Genomic DNA, 17,730 nt, shown 5'->3' on the forward strand with positions numbered 1-17,730 from the left:
TACCGGTGTTTCTTCTGCCACTGGAGGTTCTTCCATTACTGGCATCTCTGCTACTGGAACTTCCTCTGTTACTGGCATTTCTGCTACCATTTCTTCTACCGGTGCTTCTTCTGCTACTAGAGGCTCTTCCATTACTGGCGTTTCCTCGGCTACCGGAACTTCCTCTGCCACCATTTCTTCTACCGGTGCTTCCTCAACTACTGGAGGTTCTTCCATCACTGGTGTTTCCTCTGCCACTGGAGGTTCTTCCATTACTGGCATCTCTGCTACTGGTGCTTCTTCCATCACTGCTGTTTCTTCAACTACTGGAACTTCCTCTGCCACTGGCATCTCTGCTACTGGTGCTTCCTCCGCAACTGGTACTTCTTCTGCTACTGGTATATCCTCAGCCACTGGTGGCTCTTCCATTACTGGTATTTCCTCAACTACTGGAACATCCTCTGCTACTGGCATTTCTGCCACCATCTCTTCCACCGGTGTTTCTTCAGCCACTGGCATTTCTGCTACTGGTACTTCTTCTGCTACTGGCATTTCTGCCACCATCTCTTCTACCGGTGTTTCTTCAACTATCGGAGGTTCTTCTGCCACCGGTGCCTCTTCCATTACTGGTGTTTCCTCCGCAACTGGAACATCCTCAGCCACCGGCATCTCTTCCACTGGTACTTCTTCTACTACCGGTGCTTCCTCTGCCACTGGAACTTCTTCAACTACTGGTATCTCTTCTACTACCGGTGTTTCCTCAGCTACTGGAGGTTCTTCCATCACTGGTGTTTCCTCAGCTACTGGAGGTTCTTCCATCACTGGTGTTTCCTCTGCCACTGGCATTTCTTCCACTGGTGCTTCTTGTTGTGTATCTTCTCCAAATGCATCTATTGTTTCAGCTTGTTCATTCATACTATTAGTTACAGCAGCAGTAATGTCTTTTGCTACATTCTCATCTATATCTTCTACTTTTCGCACCATTTCCCTTAATTCACGCATAAAATCAAGTCCCAATGGTGTTTGAAAAACTAAAGCTCCTGCATCTGCTACGTATATAATCTGCTTTTGTGTTTCATAATCATAGATATCATGAAACTTTGCCATATTCTTGATTTTTTCAAGCTCATCTAGAGCAATATTGTACTCTTCTTCTGTTTCAAACGTATAATTCTTTAGCTTATACTGTCCATCTGCCATAACTTCACCTCACCAAACTCTCTAAGTTTTATTCACTCAAACGGTAAAGCTCCTAATCCTTTGTATTTAGGCTAAATCAAATGTTTTTATGACACAAAAAGAGCGCCATTTGGTTAAAAATAGCGCCTAATAAATATGCACCTGGCTACCATTTTAAAGGCCCTCTAGTTTTGCGTCACAGGATTTCCCCTGCTTTGCCCAATATTGAATTCACGATTTATCTGAAATAATAGTATCACACTTTTAAGATATTTTCAACAGTATCAGAAGTGATATTTGACCTAACATCCCTTTCCATCTATGCTACAAGACTGTCCAAAATTTTCATAAGTAATTGGTAGATTTCTTTCTGCTAAAAAGCCCTCCCAATCTGTGAAAACAGTGCCATCTTCCATAACAATAGCTGGAATTCCTATATCGTTAATTTTCTTTAGTCTGTCAAATATAGGATTTGTGTCTCTCATAATTAAGAAGTCTTTTAAATCCTTAAGATTTTTATTAATATCAACGAATCTGTATTCGATCCCATTATCATCAAAACTTCTTTTGCAATTAATGCAATCCGGACACATCTCGCTTCCATAAACAACTAACATAAAAACCTCCTAACTAAAGGCTATTAGCCCTTTAAATCTCTAGACTGTCTGTCCATATCCTCAACAACAATATCATAGATTTCTCCATGAGTTCTGCAATATGATAAAACATCCCATGGTTCATTAGTGTGATAATGAAGCTTAACTGTTGCCTTATTACCATATTCATCTTCTCCACTATCTCCTGCAATTACCATAGAATCGCCCTTAATATTGTCAATTAAATATTCTCTGATTTCATCTGTTAAATCATCCGCTACATCATCTGCATCTACGTCATCATCAGCATAAACGTCTAATAATAATTGTGTATCATATCTAAATTCAATTGTCTGTTCTGGCATTGCCATGTTCTCTTCCTCCTAAATATAATCTAATACTATTATAATCTAGTTTTTCTCCATTTAAAAGTTACTAAACTATAAACTTACATAAAAAACACCTAATTGAGAAAAAATCCCAACTAGGTGTTAAATTCTACTGATTAATTAAATGTGTTACATCTAAGTACTGTGGTAAACCATCTACATATTCTAGCTTAGCTTCGCCCTTAATAAGTGGCTTTAAGTATGTAAGCATCTCTTCTGTAACGTCATTGCCTCGTTCATTGATCCATTCTCTTGGAACAGCTTTAACTCCATTAGCAATTTCACAAACTGGATGTCCACCATAAACTACTTCATATGGTTTATCACTAGTTCTTGTAATAGTTGCCATTAAACCTGTCTTACCATCTTTAGCTAATTCACATGCCTTTTCACCTAACTTAACTGATTCTTCTAAATCTGTTAATGAAGCCTGATGAGTTGCACATCTTTGTAAAATATTTAATTCTACAGAACGTACCTTACAACCAATTTCATTAGCAATTAAGTGTTCAAGAGCTTTTCCAGCACCACTTAGCTGAACATGTCCAAATTTATCAAGTTTGCTTTCAGAAGCTGAGAAATAATTGCCATCCTTGTCTCTAATACCTTCAGAAATAGCAATTATTACATCATCTTGTTTTTCAAGTAATGCCTTAACATCTTCTACACATTCCTTAGCATCAAAAGCTGCCTCTGGAAGATATATAAGATGTGGAGCCTTACTATATTCGTTTCTTGCAAGTGCTGAAGCTGCTGTTAACCAACCTGCATCACGTCCCATAATCTCCACGATTGTAACTGATTTCACGTGATAAATATATGTATCATGAGCCATTTCCAAAATAGATGTAGCAACATACTTAGCTGCTGAACCAAAACCTGGTGTATGGTCTATATGAACTAAGTCATTATCAATTGTTTTTGGAATGCCTATTACTCTTACATCACTATTAATTGATGCTGCATACTTTGATAATCTATCAACTGTATCCATTGAGTCATTACCACCAATATAGAAAAAGGCATCTATATCATTTTTCTTAAAGAAATCAAAAATTTTCTCATATATTTCCTTGTTATCCTCTGGTAAAGGCATCTTATATCTACATGAACCAAGGTACATAGCAGGAGTTACAACTAGTTTTTCTACAAAACCATCAATTTCATTGATTTTTTCTGAAAGATTAATAAATCTATCTTCTAATATACCTGTAATTCCGTTTAATGAACCATATACATTTTCAAAAATTCCATTTTTTATATTGTAGTTTAAAACACCAGCTAAGCTAGCATTAATAGCCACTGTAGGACCACCTGATTGTGCTATAATAGCATTTTTCATATTACTCACCATTCCTAAATTTATTTTTTGCTTGAGCTATTTTTTGGAATGTTGTTCCAAGCATTTGCTCTGCATTAGATTCTTCCAAGCAAGTAGTATATTCTATCAATGCATCAATTGTAAATATTTTATCGGAAATTTTATTTATCTTACGTATTTTTGTAAGTATTCTATCTTTCAAATCATCCATTTCTTTCTCATCATACATGCAGGTAATTACTACGAAATGATCCATAGATAAACGACCTACAACCCCTGTTATACCTACACATTCCCTTATAATATTTCCAACTTCTCTTAACACAAGCTTAGAAAACTCTCTACCATATACATTTAAGCAATGCTCAAAATCTATTATATCTACAACACTAATGCCATACTTAACATCATTAAATATGTATTCATCACAATACTGATTTGCCTCTGCTAATAAACCCTTTGCATTATAAAGTCCTGTATATTCATCCGTTAATAGTAGTTTTTCATTTTTTAATATATTACCTGGAAAATCAGTAATAATGCCAACTACTCCCTTACATTCTCCGCCTTCATAATATGGATGAACGCTTATAATTACCGGTTTTGTTTCATTTCCAAAGCTCTCAGTCTCAACTATTGTTACACTTTTACCTGTGGAAATGGCATATGCCTCTTTTTTAGTAGTAGATGTCTTCTCAGCCCAATTTAATTCACGCTCTGTTTTTCCTATAATCTCTGACTTATCCTTAAAACCATAAAATTCAAGAAAGCTTTTTGATGCATCAACATATCTTAAGTTAATATCTTTCCAATAACAGTTTACACTTGGATAATCCTCATCCTTAAAATTATTCTTGAATTCATCAATTTCAATAATTTTATCCTTGCATTTAGCTATCTTCTTAGCATAAAGTTTTTCCTCATAACTTGCATTTCTTGCTGTAGAGATAACCTTATTGTTACCAATATAAATACATTCCATAGTCTTCCAGACATAATCCATGTTTTCTTTAATTCTAATATACTCTGTTATTATCTGCTCTTTTGAACTTCTAATTCTATTTTTTAATGTATCCATATCGTAGAACTTCAAATACTTATCTCTATCAGAAAAATATATTCTATCCTCAATATACCTAGCCATATTATTGCCTATATCTTTGCCATCATATGAATAGCTATCTTGATCATTTACATATAATTCTGTATTTGTAAATGTATTTAAATCAAACACATCTATCCTATCATACTTATTAAGCAAGAACTTATCATACATCTGCTTTATAGCCCTGTTGTAATATATTTTTTCCAAAAACATATTAACTATATTACAAACATATGCCTTTTTATTATCAAATTCTGCCACTTTACATATTCTTACAACGCAGAATTTCCCATCTATAACAAAATCTGCAGATGCTGCCTTATCTCCTTTTTTATCGGCCGAATTAAATAAACTATGTACTTTGTTATAATAATAGACATTTCTTTTCTCATTAATATAAATTTCTAATTGTTCTGGTGTAGAAAACCTAAATCCGCTTAAGAAGTTTTTAAGGCTGTTGTTATAATAAAGCATAGTTAGCTTATCTTCACATTCTTCAAAAATTGCTATAGGTATTTGTGTATCATAACCCAAATCATCAATTTCATACTTATCGCCTTCCATTATAGGTACACCGCTAAGTACGTTAACTGAACCAATATTGTCATAATAAGACGACTGATATATATATTCTACGCCACCTTCATATGTGTCTATAAAATTAGGAACATCTTCCCAATTCATAGGTTTTCCAAAGTAATAACCTTGTATTTTTTCACATCCTATACTTCTTAGGAATTCATACTGTTCCCTTGTTTCAACGCCCTCTGCAAGTGTCTTAATTCCAATCTTCTTGGCCATATCTATAATTGACATAATAATCATTTGTGACTTTCTATCATTATTAGATATAAATTTCATATCAAGTTTAACATTATCGAACTCGTAGTCTTTTAAAATATTTAAAGAAGAATAGCCACTTCCAAAGTCATCCATCCAAATTTCAAAACCAGCATCTTGAAGTTTTTTTACTTCTTTCTGCATAAATACAGGATCATCAGCCACTGTGCTCTCTGTAATTTCAAAATGAATAATATTTCTTGGGATCTTGTATTTTTTAATATTCTTTTCAATAACATCTAAAATACGATTGTCATTAAAGTCCTGTCTTGATAAATTTACAGATACAGGAAAAAACTTGTTTCTAATTCTTTTATATTCATCGTGGCTTTGACATACTCTTTCTAGAATGCAAAAATCCAGTTTATATACTAAATTAGCTTCTTCAAGTGCAGGCACGAAAACTGCAGGTGAAATCATCCCATATTCAGGATCAATCCACCTTGCTAAAGCTTCAAAACCACATAATTTTCCAGTAATAGATCTTATAATAGGTTGATAATACACATTAATGTATCCGTCATTTACTGCTCTATCTATATTAGCTATTACATATTCCTTCATCTCTTCATTTGACATTTTAGTTCCCCCAAATTATTAGATTTCACGTCACGAAAGAATACTTTTATCGTTAAATGAATTATATCATCAAAACTCTTGTTTATCAACAATATAGATTTCATACATTTTTCTATTATTTTACAAAAAATTAATTTTTATGTTTATTATTCTATTTCTTTTTGATATAATTTAGATGTTCGCGCGTTTATCCCTTGTTTGCTTTATATTCAATCAGTAAACTCGTGAAACAAAATACATTTATTCAAGAAAGAGAGAGAACAAAATGCTTGAAAAAACATTTAAACTCAAAGAACACGGAACATCTGTAAAGACAGAAGTTATTTCCGGTGTAACAACATTCCTTGCAATGGCTTACATTTTAGCCGTAAATCCTAACATCTTAGGAACAGTAATGAATCAGGATGGCGTATTTATAGCTACATGTTTAGCTTCTGCTATTGCTACTTTTGTTATGGGTCTTTGGGCTAACTATCCAATCGTACTTTCTGCTGGTTTAGGTCTTAATGCTTACTTTGCATATACAGTATGCTTGACTGAATTAGCAGATATGGGTGCTAACGCTTTCACAGTTGCTTTAACTGCTGTATTTGTTGAAGGTGTTATTTTCATCGTTATTTCTGCTTTTAAAGTAAGAGAGCAGATTATCAATGGTATTCCTCAGAACGTTAAATACGGTATCACAGCCGGTATCGGTTTATTCGTTGCATTCATCGGTTTAAAGGGTGCTAATATCACAATCGCTAGTAGTTCTACATTAGTTGATCTTGGTGATTTCTCAAGACCAGATGTCGTTTTATGTATTGTAGGTTTACTTATTATTGTAATTCTTAGTCATTATCATGTTAAGGGTTCTGTTCTTATCGGAATCATTTCAACATGGATCTTAGGAATTATTGCTGAGAAGATCGGTTGGTATGTTGTTGATGTTGAAGCTGGCGTTTACTCATTAATTCCTAATGGAATTGTTAGTGTAACAAGCTTTAACGGTTTAAAAGAAACAGCATTTCATTTAGACTTTGCATGGGCTGGAACACATATCATCCAGTTTATTGCTATTCTATTTAGTTTCTTATTCGTAGATTTATTCGATACAGTTGGTACAGTAGTAGGTGTCGCTGATAAGGCTGGCTTACTTGATGAAGAAGGTAAACTTCCAAGAGTTGGTAGAGTATTCCTTGCTGATGCTATCGGTACTGTAATTGGTGCATGTCTTGGTACATCAACAGTTACTTCTTTCGTAGAATCTTCTGCAGGCGTTGCTGAAGGTGGTAAGACAGGTTTAACAGCTTGTGTAGCAGGTTTATTATTTATCGTTGCTTTATTATTTAGCCCTGTATTCTTAGCTATCCCTACATTTGCTACATCTCCAGCACTTATTTATGTTGGTATGCTTATGGTAACTTCAATTACTAAGATTAACTTTGAAGAAGATACAGCTGATGCTATTGCTGCTTATCTTGCTATTGTTATCATGCCATTAACATATTCTATTTCAAACGGTATCATGTTTGCAGTAGTTTCTTGGGTAATTGTTAAGGTATTTACTAAGAAGGCTAAGGACGTTAGTCCAGTAATGTGGGTAATATTCGTATTATTCGCACTTAGAATTGCTACTTTAATTACTAACTTCCACTAGTATTTAAATTACAATTAATAATAAATAAGCCAGAAATACATAAGGTATTTCTGGCTTATATTTTTACTAACTAATCCTTTATATTAAATAATTTCTTAGCATTTAAATTTGTTATATCTATTACTTCCTGTGGAGTAATACCCTTTATTTCTGCAATTTTTTCTGCTACAAATCTAATATTTCTGCTATCATTTCTTGTTCCTCTATGAGGTTCTGGTGCCATATATGGACTATCTGTTTCAACTACTAATTTTTCTAAAGGTAAATGTTCTACCACTTCCTTTAATTTTTTGGAATTCTTAAAGGTTACTACTCCGCCAACACCTATATAATATCCTAGTTTTAAAAACTCCTTACATGCTTCCCATGAATAGGAATAGCAATGTATTATTCCACCTGTCTTATAGGCATACTCCCCATTACTATTCTTAGTGTTAGATAAAATATCAAGTGTATCCTTACATGCATCCCTTGAATGGATAATTACTGGTAAATTCAAATCTGAAGCCAATATTAATTGCTTAGTAAAGCTCTCAATTTGCATATCCCTTGGTGGTTCATCATAGTGATAATCTAAACCTATCTCACCAATTGCAATCACCTTTTTATTAGCAGAATTTTCTCTTAGCCACTCCATTACTTCATCATTAAGATTTAATATATCCTCTGGATGAAGTCCTATGGCCGCATAAACATTCTCATATTTATTAGCAAGTTCTATAGAATCATTACAACCCTTAAAGCTAGCTCCTACATTAACAATTTTTTCTATTATTCCATCTTCTTTTAGCATCTCATTTAATAATTTATCTCTATCTTCATCATAGGATTCATCATCAAAATGCGCATGTGTCTCAAATATCTTCATTTTATTTCCTCGCTTTTTTATAAAACAATTGCTTTATTATACACTTTCTTTTTACAAATTTCTACATCAAGCAAAAGCTTTCCGAATTACAATAATTTATGTTATAATATTACAAGATTATTTGTTTTGTAAAAAAGTTTTGGAGTACTATTATGTTAGAATTCTTATTAAGACATGATGAAGCCCATATACAAGCTTCCGCTATTGTTTTTGACATTATTCTAATATTATTTTCTAATGTGCAAGTTAAGAATAACAAGCTAGGTATTTCATTTAGAAATTTACTTTATTGCGGTACATTTCTTACTATCATCGAAACCACTCTATCTTGGCTTGAAGATCTTCCTAATTGTGCACTTAGTTTTTATGTCATAAATTCCCTAAATATGCTAGTTTACTTACTAATAATCACTCTAGGTTTTGGCCTTGCAGCCTACTTTGAATTATCCTTTGGCAGTTTCAACAATAAAAAAATATGGACATTTAACCTTATAGTTTTTATTGCTTATATTGTAATACTTATAATCAACATATTTACAGACTGCATTTCAATTTTTAATTTAGACACTAAACTCTATAGCCACGGCCCCCTCTTTTATACTGTTGGAGTTCTTTTTCCTGTGTATTCCTATGGTTTTTGCCTTTTTATATACATTAGAAATTTCAAAAATATCAGTACAAGAATTCGTCCTGCACTGTCATTAACTTTCTTAATCATTGTAGTTGGTATTGTATTTCAACCTCTAGTTAATGGTAAAATCACAATTACAGGACTTCTTATATCTATCGGAATGTTCATACTTTATATGACAGTAGAAACTCATGACTATATGCAATTAATTGAAGCCAATCAAAAGCTTTTAATCGCAAAAGAAGAGGCCTATAATGCCAATAAATCTAAAAGTGCTTTTCTTGCTAATATGTCTCACGAAATTAGAACTCCTCTAAATGCATTTCTAGGTCTTAATGATTTAATTATAGAAGAATCTATGGATTTTGAAACCTTAGAGTTAGCTGAAAATATTAAATCTGCAGGAAATGCTCTGCTCTCAATAATTAACGAAATACTCGATATCTCCAAAATTGAGACTGGAAAAATCGAAATAAAAAATACTCCATACAATCTTGGGGATATTATTAGAGATATTGATGTAATAATTAGAACTAGAGCCAAAGACAAGGGCATTCCCTTTATAATGGATATTGATGAAAACCTTCCTAATGAACTAATCGGCGATGTGGCAAAAATACGACAGGTAATTATTAATGTTCTAAATAACTCAGTAAAATACACTTCATCCGGAGCTATAGTTTTTACTTTAAGAGGCAGCGTTCAAAATAATACCTTACTTCTTAAAATGCAGATTTTTGATACTGGTATGGGTATTAAAAAGGAGGATTTATCACACCTTTTTGAAAGCTATAGACGTGTTGATTTAAAGAAAAATGTTAATATTGAGGGCACTGGACTTGGTCTATCTATAGTAAAACAGTCCATTGATATGATGGGAGGAAGTATTAGTGTTAGAAGTAACTATGGCCTTGGAACCTGTTTTTATATGGAGATTCTACAAACTATTAAGTCCTACGAAACAGTTCATGAATACCTCCATATGCAAAAACAGAATGGCATCAGTAGAATTACAGATAGCTTTACAACTCCAAACGCCAATATTTTAATTGTGGATGACAATGACATGAATATTAAAGTAGCCTGTGGTTTTTTAAAATCCACTAAAGCTAACTTATTTACTGCAAATGGTGGTCCTGAAGGCTTAGATTTACTTGAAAACAACAAATATGACATTGTTTTTCTTGATTCCTTTATGCCAATTATAGACGGCACACAAATTTTAAAGAAAATCAGGTCAAATCCTAAAAATATAAACTATAACACACCTATTATTGTACTTACGGCCGATGCCCTATCTGGTTCTAAGAAAAAGTACTTAGATCAAGGATTTAACGACTACTTAAGTAAACCTGTTAATGCTAGCCGCCTAAAGGAAAAACTCATTAAGTTTCTTCCTAAGGAACTAATTGATTTAACTAATACAACTGTAAAGGATAATAATTTAAGCACACCAAAAAATATTATTAAGAACGAAATCGTTATGCCAAAACTTAACAATCACCCTGATAATCTAGTTAATTGGAAAGAAGGCTTAAATCTTTGCAGAGGAAATAAAACTCTTTACAGGGAGCTTCTTGATGAATTTATTCGAATTAAACCAGAAAAACGTCTTGAAATTAACAATGCCTTTGAAAAACAAGATTGGGATTCTTATAACATATTGACTCACTCACTTAAATCCAATGCCAAAACCATAGGTGCTAACCTTTTATCAGATGCCGCCATGGAAATGGAATATGCTAGTAGAGCCATTCTTGCTGGTGAAAATATTAATTCAAACGTTGCCTTCATTAAAGAAAAACATAGGATTTTACTAAAATTGTATGATGATGTACAGGAGGAACTATTATGGATTTCATTCTAAGACATCCTAAAATTAATTTTGAAATTGCTGCTATAATATTTGATATTATAGTGGTTATTTTCTCATGGAATCATTCATACCGAAACGAAAAAACAGCCAAGGCCTTTAAAACAGTAGCAATCTGCTGTCTATTACTAACTACATGTGAAGTTGCTCTTCCATTTATCTTAGAACTAGACAGCTCTTTTAACCTTGTAAAATCCTTTGTAAACTCACTGCAATTCGTTTTTTCATTATTAACTTTATATTCTTACTCAAGATATATGCAGTATTACACCAAAATAACCATGTCTAAATTACTAACACTCATAAACCGCATATTCTTAATAATAAATACAGCATTAATTCTTAGTAACCCTTTTACACACATTATTGATTACTATAATCAAGCATCTAATTCTTTTATTAATTCTTCTGGATATATTTATGTAGGCTACGTCCCTGCAATGTTTTTTGCATGCGAAGCCCTACTTATATACTTTATAAGTTTTAAAAATTTACTGCCAAGAGAAAGAATCGCTCTTAGTTTTATTTTTATAATGTCCTTAATTGGCTCATTTTTACAGCCTATGTTACATGGTCAATTAAAAATTATAGGGCTGTTCTCTTCATTTAGCATATTTTTATTATACCTTTCTCTTGAAAACAGTGATTATCACAGTCTTTCCCTAATCAAGGAAGAATTACAAGAAGCTAACGAATCTGCACGAAACGCCAATAAGGCTAAAAGCGTATTCCTTGCCAACACTTCTCATGAAATAAGGACACCTCTGAATGCTATGCTTGGTATTACTGACATAATTTTAAATACTTCCAACGAAGAAAATGTACTTTCATATGCTAACGATATGAAAATTGCCGGTAATAGCCTTTTGCATATAATTAATGATGTACTTGATATTTCTAAGATTGAAGCTGGTAAGCTAGAAATTCTTAAAAATGAATACCACTTTGCAAGCCTTATTGATGAACTCAATTTCACCTATAAATTAAAAGCAGAAGAAAAAGGACTAGAATTTATATTTGATGTTGATGAAGATCTCCCTGATTTACTCATAGGAGATGAAGCTCATTTAAGGCAAATTCTTAGTAATATTCTTAGTAATGCCGTTAAATTTACAAAATCTGGCGAAGTAAGATTCTCTATATTTGGTGTTGTAAAAAAGCCAGAAGTTTACTTTACTTTTATCATATCAGATACTGGTATTGGCATTAAAGACGAAGATTTATCCCATCTTTTTGAATCCTTTAAAAGGGCTGATATGGAAAACAATAGAAACATTGAGGGTACAGGGCTTGGCCTATCTATTGCCAAACAGCTAATTGATAACATGGATGGACAAATAAGTGTTCATAGTAAATACGGTGACGGCTCTATTTTTACAATTAAAATCAAGCAGCAAATTGCTGATGATATTAGTATTAACGAATATAGAAACCTATTAAAAACACAAGAAAAGCAAACAAATGATGCCAATTCTAAACTAGATTTAACGGATAAAAAAATACTAATTGTAGATGATAATGATATTAATATTAAAGTTGCCCTTGCATTCTTTAAGTCATTTAACGCAGATATCACTACATTTAATGACAGTATTGAAGCCTTTAGAAATATTCAGATTGTAAAATACGATTATATTTTCCTTGATGATTACATGCCTAAACTTTCTGGAAGTGGACTATTAAAGAGAATGCGAAGTCTTCCTAATTGTCCTAATAAAGAGACTCCTGTTATTGTAATGACTGCCAATACTAATATTGAGGATCGTAATAATTACCAAAAACTCGGATTTAACGGATTCCTTGGTAAACCTATTCAAAATGAATCACTAGAAGAGCTTTTTAAAAAATTATAACAAACGAGAGAAAAGCGATAATCTAACGATTACCGCTTCTCCCTCAAAACACATTTACTTATATCGAAAATTAGTTGTTAATTAATTTATCGCTTTCATTATTCCAGCTGTAAAGCTTTCTAATGTCTGCGCCTACCTTCTCTGCTGGATGTTCAGCTGCAAGCTTTCTCATAGCATTGAAGTGAACCTGTCCACCAGCTTCTGACATATCTAATAAGAATTCCTTAGCAAATGTACCATCCTGAATATCTGCTAAAACCTTCTTCATTGCTTTCTTTGTATCCTCTGTAATAATCTTAGGGCCTGTAATATAATCGCCATATTCAGCTGTATTAGAGATTGAATATCTCATACCAGCAAAACCTGACTGATAAATAAGGTCTACGATTAACTTCATTTCGTGTACGCATTCAAAATATGCATTACGTGGATCATAACCTGCTTCAACAAGTGTCTCAAAACCAGCCTGCATTAATGCACATACACCACCACAAAGAACAGCCTGCTCACCAAAGAGGTCAGTTTCTGTCTCTGTTCTAAATGTTGTTTCTAAAATACCAGCTCTAGCTCCACCAATACCAGCACCATAAGCAAGTGCCATATCAAGAGCCTTACCTGTCTCATCCTGTTCTACAGCTACTAAACAAGGAGTACCCTTGCCAGCCTGATATTCAGAACGAACTGTATGACCAGGTGCCTTAGGTGCGATCATTGTAACATCAACACCCTTAGGAGCCTTAATTAAACCAAAATGAATGTTAAATCCATGAGCGAACATAAGCATGTTACCTGGCTCTAAGTTTGGTTCAATATCTTCCTTGTATAACTTAGCCTGCTTCTCATCATTAATAAGAATCATGATAATATCTGCCTTCTTAGCAGCTTCTGCTGCTGTATATACTTTAAGGCCCTGCTCCTCTGCTCTCTTCCAAGACTTAGAACCTTCGTAAAGACCAATAATAACATTACAGCCTGATTCCTTTAAATTAAGAGCATGTGCATGACCCTGACTACCATAACCGATAATTGCAATTGTCTTACCTTCAAGTAAAGCTAAATTACAATCTGACTCATAGAAAATTCTTGCTTCTGCCATTTTTCTATACCTCCATAAAGTGTGTTTATTGGATTTAAGCTAAATCATCTTCCTTCCTCACAACGGGTTACCTCATACCGTTTCTGATTTAGTTTAAATTAATGTTGTATAACAACTTAATATCGTTGTCTGACAACAATAATACAGCAATTTTTCTATGCTGTCAATGCAATTTGAGAAATTAACCTAATACTTCTGTGATATTTTTCATAATATCCTCAGCCAAAAATGGTTTCGTTATAAATCTCTTAGCTCCACACTTTAATGCCTCTAGAATTTTGTCTTCCTGACCAGCTGCTGTAATCATAATTACATTGGCATTGCTATCATATTCCATAATTTCTTTCAATGCCCCATTACCTGTTAATTTTGGCATTGTAATATCTAGTGTTATTAAATCCGGCTTATATTCCTTGTATGCATCAACACCTTCTATACCATCAATAGCCTCACATACAACTGTATATCCATTTTCTTCTAATATTGTCCTAAGAATTTTTCTAGAAAGGGATGAGTCATCTACAATAACAACACTACCCTTACTATCCTCTGACTCAGGGCTTCCCTCTAATACCTCTATATTGCCTTCTATTGGATCCTCGCCTATTTTTACCTCTGAATTAATTGCTATGTAAAATAAGACTTTTTTGTCTTCTATATAAAGCGGTAGGACATAAGCATCACCCATAGCGCTTTGATTTTCATAAGCATGCTGTGGGAATATATCTACTTTAACCCCCTTATGAAATATATTTGTTGCAAATAAGCCTGAAATACAATTAATAAATTCTCCAACTGCATCATATACATCTTCATTTGCCTCGGTATATTGTTCATCTGCATATCTATTAGCAATTAAAAGCATTCCATCCTGATTATCATCTGCTAAAAATCCAATATGAATATCCGCATCACCTTTCAATTCCATTGTAACAAATGATTTATAATCAGCCTGTTTTACTCTAATTATTCTGTCGATGTAAAAATCTGTACTTACAAACCTGGTTATATTTCTTAACATAAGTCCAACAAGATCAGTAACAAATGGCTTTGAAGCAAAAGCAAACATTGGAACCACTTTATCAAATTCATCATGTTTAAGTGCTTCTAATTCATTCTCATCGAATCCTTGCCTCTTCCTAAAATCCTCAATATAACCATTTATTTCAGCTAAGAATAATCCCTTATCCTCACATAATAATTGAATGAATTTTACATAATCCCCTTCTTGCATTGAAAGAAGTTTGTCTAATTGCTCCTTTGATAAAAAATTATTATTAACGGCAATTTCTCCAAACTTTGCATCCTCTATTGCTTGAAGTCTATGTATTTCTTTTACTTCTGTTTCGGTTAAATATCCTTCTTCTATAGCAAGAAAGCCGATTTTAATTCTTGTATTTCTAAGTGCAAGTATAATGTCCTCATACTCATCCTTAGTGATAACATTCATTTCAATTAAATATTTACCAAAAAGCTGACAAAACATAGTGCTACCACCTTTCAATTCTTCACGTCTTAATATAATCTGATTATATCAAATCTATATTTTAAATTCAATAAATCATTTTATTATTTATAAATTTAAAAATAAAGCGTGTATAACCATGTTAACTGGATATACACGCTTTATTTTATAAACTCTCTGTTAAATTGCCATCCCACAAGGCATGTCTTAAATGCATTATACTTGCACTCTTAAGACCTGCTGAATCTCTTCGCTCTAAGAATTTCATAATTACAATATGATCATTGTATGCATCCTGTGCAATCATATCTAGATTTTCTTCAAGGGCAAAGGTTTTTTCAATTGTCTCTGTGAGAATTGGTGTGAACTGAGTTAAAAAATCATTATGTGATGCTTTCATAATAGCACCATGGAAATTGACCTCTGACTCAATTCTTTTCTTTGACTTTGGATTTTTCTTTATCTGTTTCTGACAAATATCTCCAAGTCTAAGTATCTCTTCAATTTCTTCATCTGTTGCTCTCTTTGCTGCAAGTGCAGCTGCTTCTGGCTCAATTATAAGCCTTGCTTCATAAAGATCTCTTAATGTAACTTTCATTGCAAGAACATCTTCTACGTGAAGACTGCCACCATCCACGTACTGGTTTAAGACATCTGATACAAAAGTACCTCGTCCCCTATAAACCGTAAGTAATCCTTCCGAAACCAGGATTCTGATAGCCTCTCTTAGCGTGGTTCTTGATACCTTTAACTCATCAGCTAACACGTTTTCGTTAGGTAGTTTCTCACCAGGTTTATACTTATTCTTGTCTACAATCATACTCTTTAGTGCACTAGCCGTTCTTTGAGAAAGGTTCTCTTTGTTTTCAATCTGCATAATTGTCCCTTTCTGTTATTAACTCTTTACTACATATCTTTTTTTAGGCCCAAAAGATACTCTTCCCATTCATTCATACCCTCACCTGTCTTGGCAGAAACAGGAAAAATACGAACATTAGGGTTAAGCTTCTTAACTGCCTCGTAACATTTATCTTCATCAAAGTTGAAAAAACTCTTAGTATCGTATTTTGTAACAACTAAAGCATCTACCATGCTAAACATTAGTGGATACTTTAATGGTTTATCATCACCTTCAGGAATAGATAGAATCATTACATTGACGTGAGCACCTGTATCAAATTCTGCAGGACATATTAAATTTCCTACGTTCTCAAGTACTGCAATATCTATATCCTCAATTCCTAATTCAAACACGCCTCTTCTTGTCATACCAGCATCCATATGACACATACCATCTGTATGTACCTGAATACTTTTAGCACCATTTTCTTCAATTGCAATAGCATCCACATCTGAAGCTATATCTGCTTCCACAACCCCAAATCTTATCTTATCCTTAAGATCTGTTATTGTTCTTTTTAGAAGAGTTGTCTTTCCAGAACCTGGGCTGCTCATTAAATTAATAAGGCAAACCTTAGCTTTAGTTAGTTCATCTCTTAAATTCTTAGCATCTAAGTCATTAGATTCTGTAACGCTTTTATTTAATTCAATTACTCTCATATGTTCCCTTTCTTATTTCAGCCTTTAACCATGATATCCACTTATCAAAACCTTCTCCTGTTAAAGAAGAGATTGGTATAATTTCCATATCAGGATTTAGTTTATCCACATTAGTTCTTAATGCATCAAAATCAAAATCAAAAACTGACATAGCATCTATCTTATTAACAAGTAAACAATCACTTACCTGAAACATTAAAGGATACTTTAATGCCTTATCATCTCCTTCAGGAACTGAAAGGATCATTACTCTTTTATTAGCTCCCACATCAAATTCTGCAGGGCATACCAAATTTCCTATATTTTCAAGAAAAACCACATCTAAATCTTCACAACCAAGACCATCTAGGCCATGTTTTGCCATGGCTGCATCCATGTGACATGAACCACCAGTATGTAGCTGAATAACCTTAGCTCCTGTCTGTTCAATTGTCTTAGCATCCACATCTGAATCCACATCAGCTTCCATAACACCAATTCTAAATTCATCCTTTAATGCATTAATTGTTCTTACAAGAGTTGTTGTCTTACCTGCTCCTGGACTAGCCATAAGATTAATAAAAAATACGTTCTTCTTTCTTATTTCATCTCGAAGGGCATTAGCTTTTATATCATTATCATTAATAATATCTGCTTTAACATCTAATATCTTAATGTCTCCCATTATAGTGCCTCCTGTGTTTCTTTCGCAAAAAATATTATGCATAGAACTACACAAAAAGTAGATTTCCATACTTATATATTTTATAGTAAATTA

At 33.2% G+C, this 17,730-nt stretch carries 13 protein-coding genes, 1 pseudogene and 1 riboswitch; of the genes and pseudogenes, 3 read left to right on the forward strand and 11 right to left on the reverse strand.

The window, feature by feature from the left end:
• The 5 genes and pseudogenes from T537_RS0107100 to T537_RS0107120 form a co-directional block, all read right to left on the reverse strand.
• Positions 1–1,179, reverse strand: a pseudogene (locus tag T537_RS0107100) (hypothetical protein); the annotation flags it as partial.
• A gap of 133 nt (positions 1,180–1,312) precedes the next feature.
• A riboswitch (cyclic di-GMP riboswitch) is annotated at positions 1,313–1,388 on the reverse strand.
• 72 nt (positions 1,389–1,460) lie between these two features.
• Entirely contained in the window at positions 1,461–1,775 is a 315-nt protein-coding gene (locus T537_RS0107105; protein ID WP_027438612.1) for a glutaredoxin domain-containing protein, read from the reverse strand.
• Between the two features lie 23 nt (positions 1,776–1,798).
• Entirely contained in the window at positions 1,799–2,125 is a 327-nt protein-coding gene (locus T537_RS0107110; RefSeq protein ID WP_031556930.1) for a hypothetical protein, read from the reverse strand.
• 127 nt (positions 2,126–2,252) lie between these two features.
• Complete coding sequence (locus T537_RS0107115) at positions 2,253–3,485, reverse strand: 6-phosphofructokinase (RefSeq protein WP_031556931.1); 1,233 nt, start codon at positions 3,483–3,485, stop codon at positions 2,253–2,255.
• Between the two features lies 1 nt (position 3,486).
• On the reverse strand, positions 3,487–5,988 hold the full coding sequence (locus T537_RS0107120; RefSeq protein WP_031556933.1) for an EAL domain-containing protein: 2,502 nt from the start codon (positions 5,986–5,988) through the stop codon (positions 3,487–3,489).
• Positions 5,989–6,253: 265 nt separating this feature from the next.
• Here T537_RS0107120 and T537_RS0107125 point away from each other — a divergent pair, with 265 nt between their 5' ends.
• On the forward strand, positions 6,254–7,627 hold the full coding sequence (locus T537_RS0107125; RefSeq protein ID WP_027438608.1) for an NCS2 family permease: 1,374 nt from the start codon (positions 6,254–6,256) through the stop codon (positions 7,625–7,627).
• A gap of 70 nt (positions 7,628–7,697) precedes the next feature.
• Here T537_RS0107125 and T537_RS0107130 read toward each other — a convergent pair whose 3' ends face one another.
• On the reverse strand, positions 7,698–8,495 hold the full coding sequence (locus T537_RS0107130) for a TatD family hydrolase (protein ID WP_031556935.1): 798 nt from the start codon (positions 8,493–8,495) through the stop codon (positions 7,698–7,700).
• Between the two features lie 152 nt (positions 8,496–8,647).
• On the opposite strand from T537_RS0107130, the gene T537_RS12040 reads away from it, so the two are divergent.
• The gene (locus T537_RS12040; protein ID WP_031556936.1) at positions 8,648–10,993 is read left to right on the forward strand and encodes a response regulator; all 2,346 of its coding nucleotides are present in this window, start codon (positions 8,648–8,650) and stop codon (positions 10,991–10,993) included.
• Entirely contained in the window at positions 10,978–12,852 is a 1,875-nt protein-coding gene (locus T537_RS12415) for an ATP-binding protein (protein WP_031556938.1), read from the forward strand. Before T537_RS12040 ends, T537_RS12415 begins: the two co-directional genes overlap by 16 nt.
• A 70-nt stretch (positions 12,853–12,922) precedes the next feature.
• Here T537_RS12415 and ilvC read toward each other — a convergent pair whose 3' ends face one another.
• The 5 genes from ilvC to hypB (T537_RS0107165) all read right to left on the reverse strand — a co-directional run bounded on the left by ilvC (position 12,923) and on the right by hypB (T537_RS0107165) (position 17,637).
• On the reverse strand, positions 12,923–13,948 hold the full coding sequence (ilvC, locus tag T537_RS0107145; RefSeq protein ID WP_031556940.1) for a ketol-acid reductoisomerase: 1,026 nt from the start codon (positions 13,946–13,948) through the stop codon (positions 12,923–12,925).
• Positions 13,949–14,129: 181 nt separating this feature from the next.
• The gene (locus T537_RS12690) at positions 14,130–15,434 is read right to left on the reverse strand and encodes a response regulator (RefSeq protein WP_031556941.1); all 1,305 of its coding nucleotides are present in this window, start codon (positions 15,432–15,434) and stop codon (positions 14,130–14,132) included.
• Between the two features lie 145 nt (positions 15,435–15,579).
• On the reverse strand, positions 15,580–16,290 hold the full coding sequence (locus T537_RS0107155; RefSeq protein WP_027438602.1) for a FadR/GntR family transcriptional regulator: 711 nt from the start codon (positions 16,288–16,290) through the stop codon (positions 15,580–15,582).
• A 29-nt stretch (positions 16,291–16,319) separates the two neighbouring features.
• Positions 16,320–16,973: a hydrogenase nickel incorporation protein HypB gene (gene hypB / locus T537_RS0107160; protein ID WP_027438601.1), complete on the reverse strand. Its 654-nt coding sequence runs from the start codon at positions 16,971–16,973 to the stop codon at positions 16,320–16,322.
• Positions 16,960–17,637 carry a hydrogenase nickel incorporation protein HypB gene (gene hypB / locus T537_RS0107165; protein WP_031556944.1) on the reverse strand — a complete coding sequence of 226 codons (678 nt, stop codon included), beginning with the start codon at positions 17,635–17,637 and terminating at the stop codon, positions 16,960–16,962. The genes hypB (T537_RS0107160) and hypB (T537_RS0107165) overlap by 14 nt, the downstream gene beginning before the upstream one ends.
• Positions 17,638–17,730: the final 93 nt, after the last annotated feature.

The organism is Lachnospira multipara LB2003 (assembly GCF_000702205.1).
Taxonomy (GTDB): Bacteria; Bacillota; Clostridia; order Lachnospirales; family Lachnospiraceae; genus Lachnospira; species Lachnospira multipara_A.

Excerpts from the sequence above, each read along its gene's own strand:
- T537_RS0107155 (WP_027438602.1), bottom strand. The coding sequence starts at position 16,290 with ATGCAGATTGAAAACAAAGAGAACCTTTCTCAAAGAACGGCTAGTGCA.
- T537_RS0107105 (WP_027438612.1), bottom strand. The coding sequence starts at position 1,775 with ATGTTAGTTGTTTATGGAAGCGAGATGTGTCCGGATTGCATTAATTGC.
- T537_RS12690 (WP_031556941.1), bottom strand. The coding sequence starts at position 15,434 with ATGTTTTGTCAGCTTTTTGGTAAATATTTAATTGAAATGAATGTTATC.
- ilvC (WP_031556940.1), bottom strand. The coding sequence starts at position 13,948 with ATGGCAGAAGCAAGAATTTTCTATGAGTCAGATTGTAATTTAGCTTTA.
- T537_RS0107125 (WP_027438608.1), top strand. The coding sequence starts at position 6,254 with ATGCTTGAAAAAACATTTAAACTCAAAGAACACGGAACATCTGTAAAG.
- T537_RS0107120 (WP_031556933.1), bottom strand. The coding sequence starts at position 5,988 with ATGTCAAATGAAGAGATGAAGGAATATGTAATAGCTAATATAGATAGA.
- T537_RS0107110 (WP_031556930.1), bottom strand. The coding sequence starts at position 2,125 with ATGGCAATGCCAGAACAGACAATTGAATTTAGATATGATACACAATTA.
- T537_RS0107115 (WP_031556931.1), bottom strand. The coding sequence starts at position 3,485 with ATGAAAAATGCTATTATAGCACAATCAGGTGGTCCTACAGTGGCTATT.
- hypB (WP_027438601.1), bottom strand. The coding sequence starts at position 16,973 with ATGAGAGTAATTGAATTAAATAAAAGCGTTACAGAATCTAATGACTTA.
- T537_RS0107130 (WP_031556935.1), bottom strand. The coding sequence starts at position 8,495 with ATGAAGATATTTGAGACACATGCGCATTTTGATGATGAATCCTATGAT.
- T537_RS12415 (WP_031556938.1), top strand. The coding sequence starts at position 10,978 with ATGGATTTCATTCTAAGACATCCTAAAATTAATTTTGAAATTGCTGCT.
- T537_RS12040 (WP_031556936.1), top strand. The coding sequence starts at position 8,648 with ATGTTAGAATTCTTATTAAGACATGATGAAGCCCATATACAAGCTTCC.
- hypB (WP_031556944.1), bottom strand. The coding sequence starts at position 17,637 with ATGGGAGACATTAAGATATTAGATGTTAAAGCAGATATTATTAATGAT.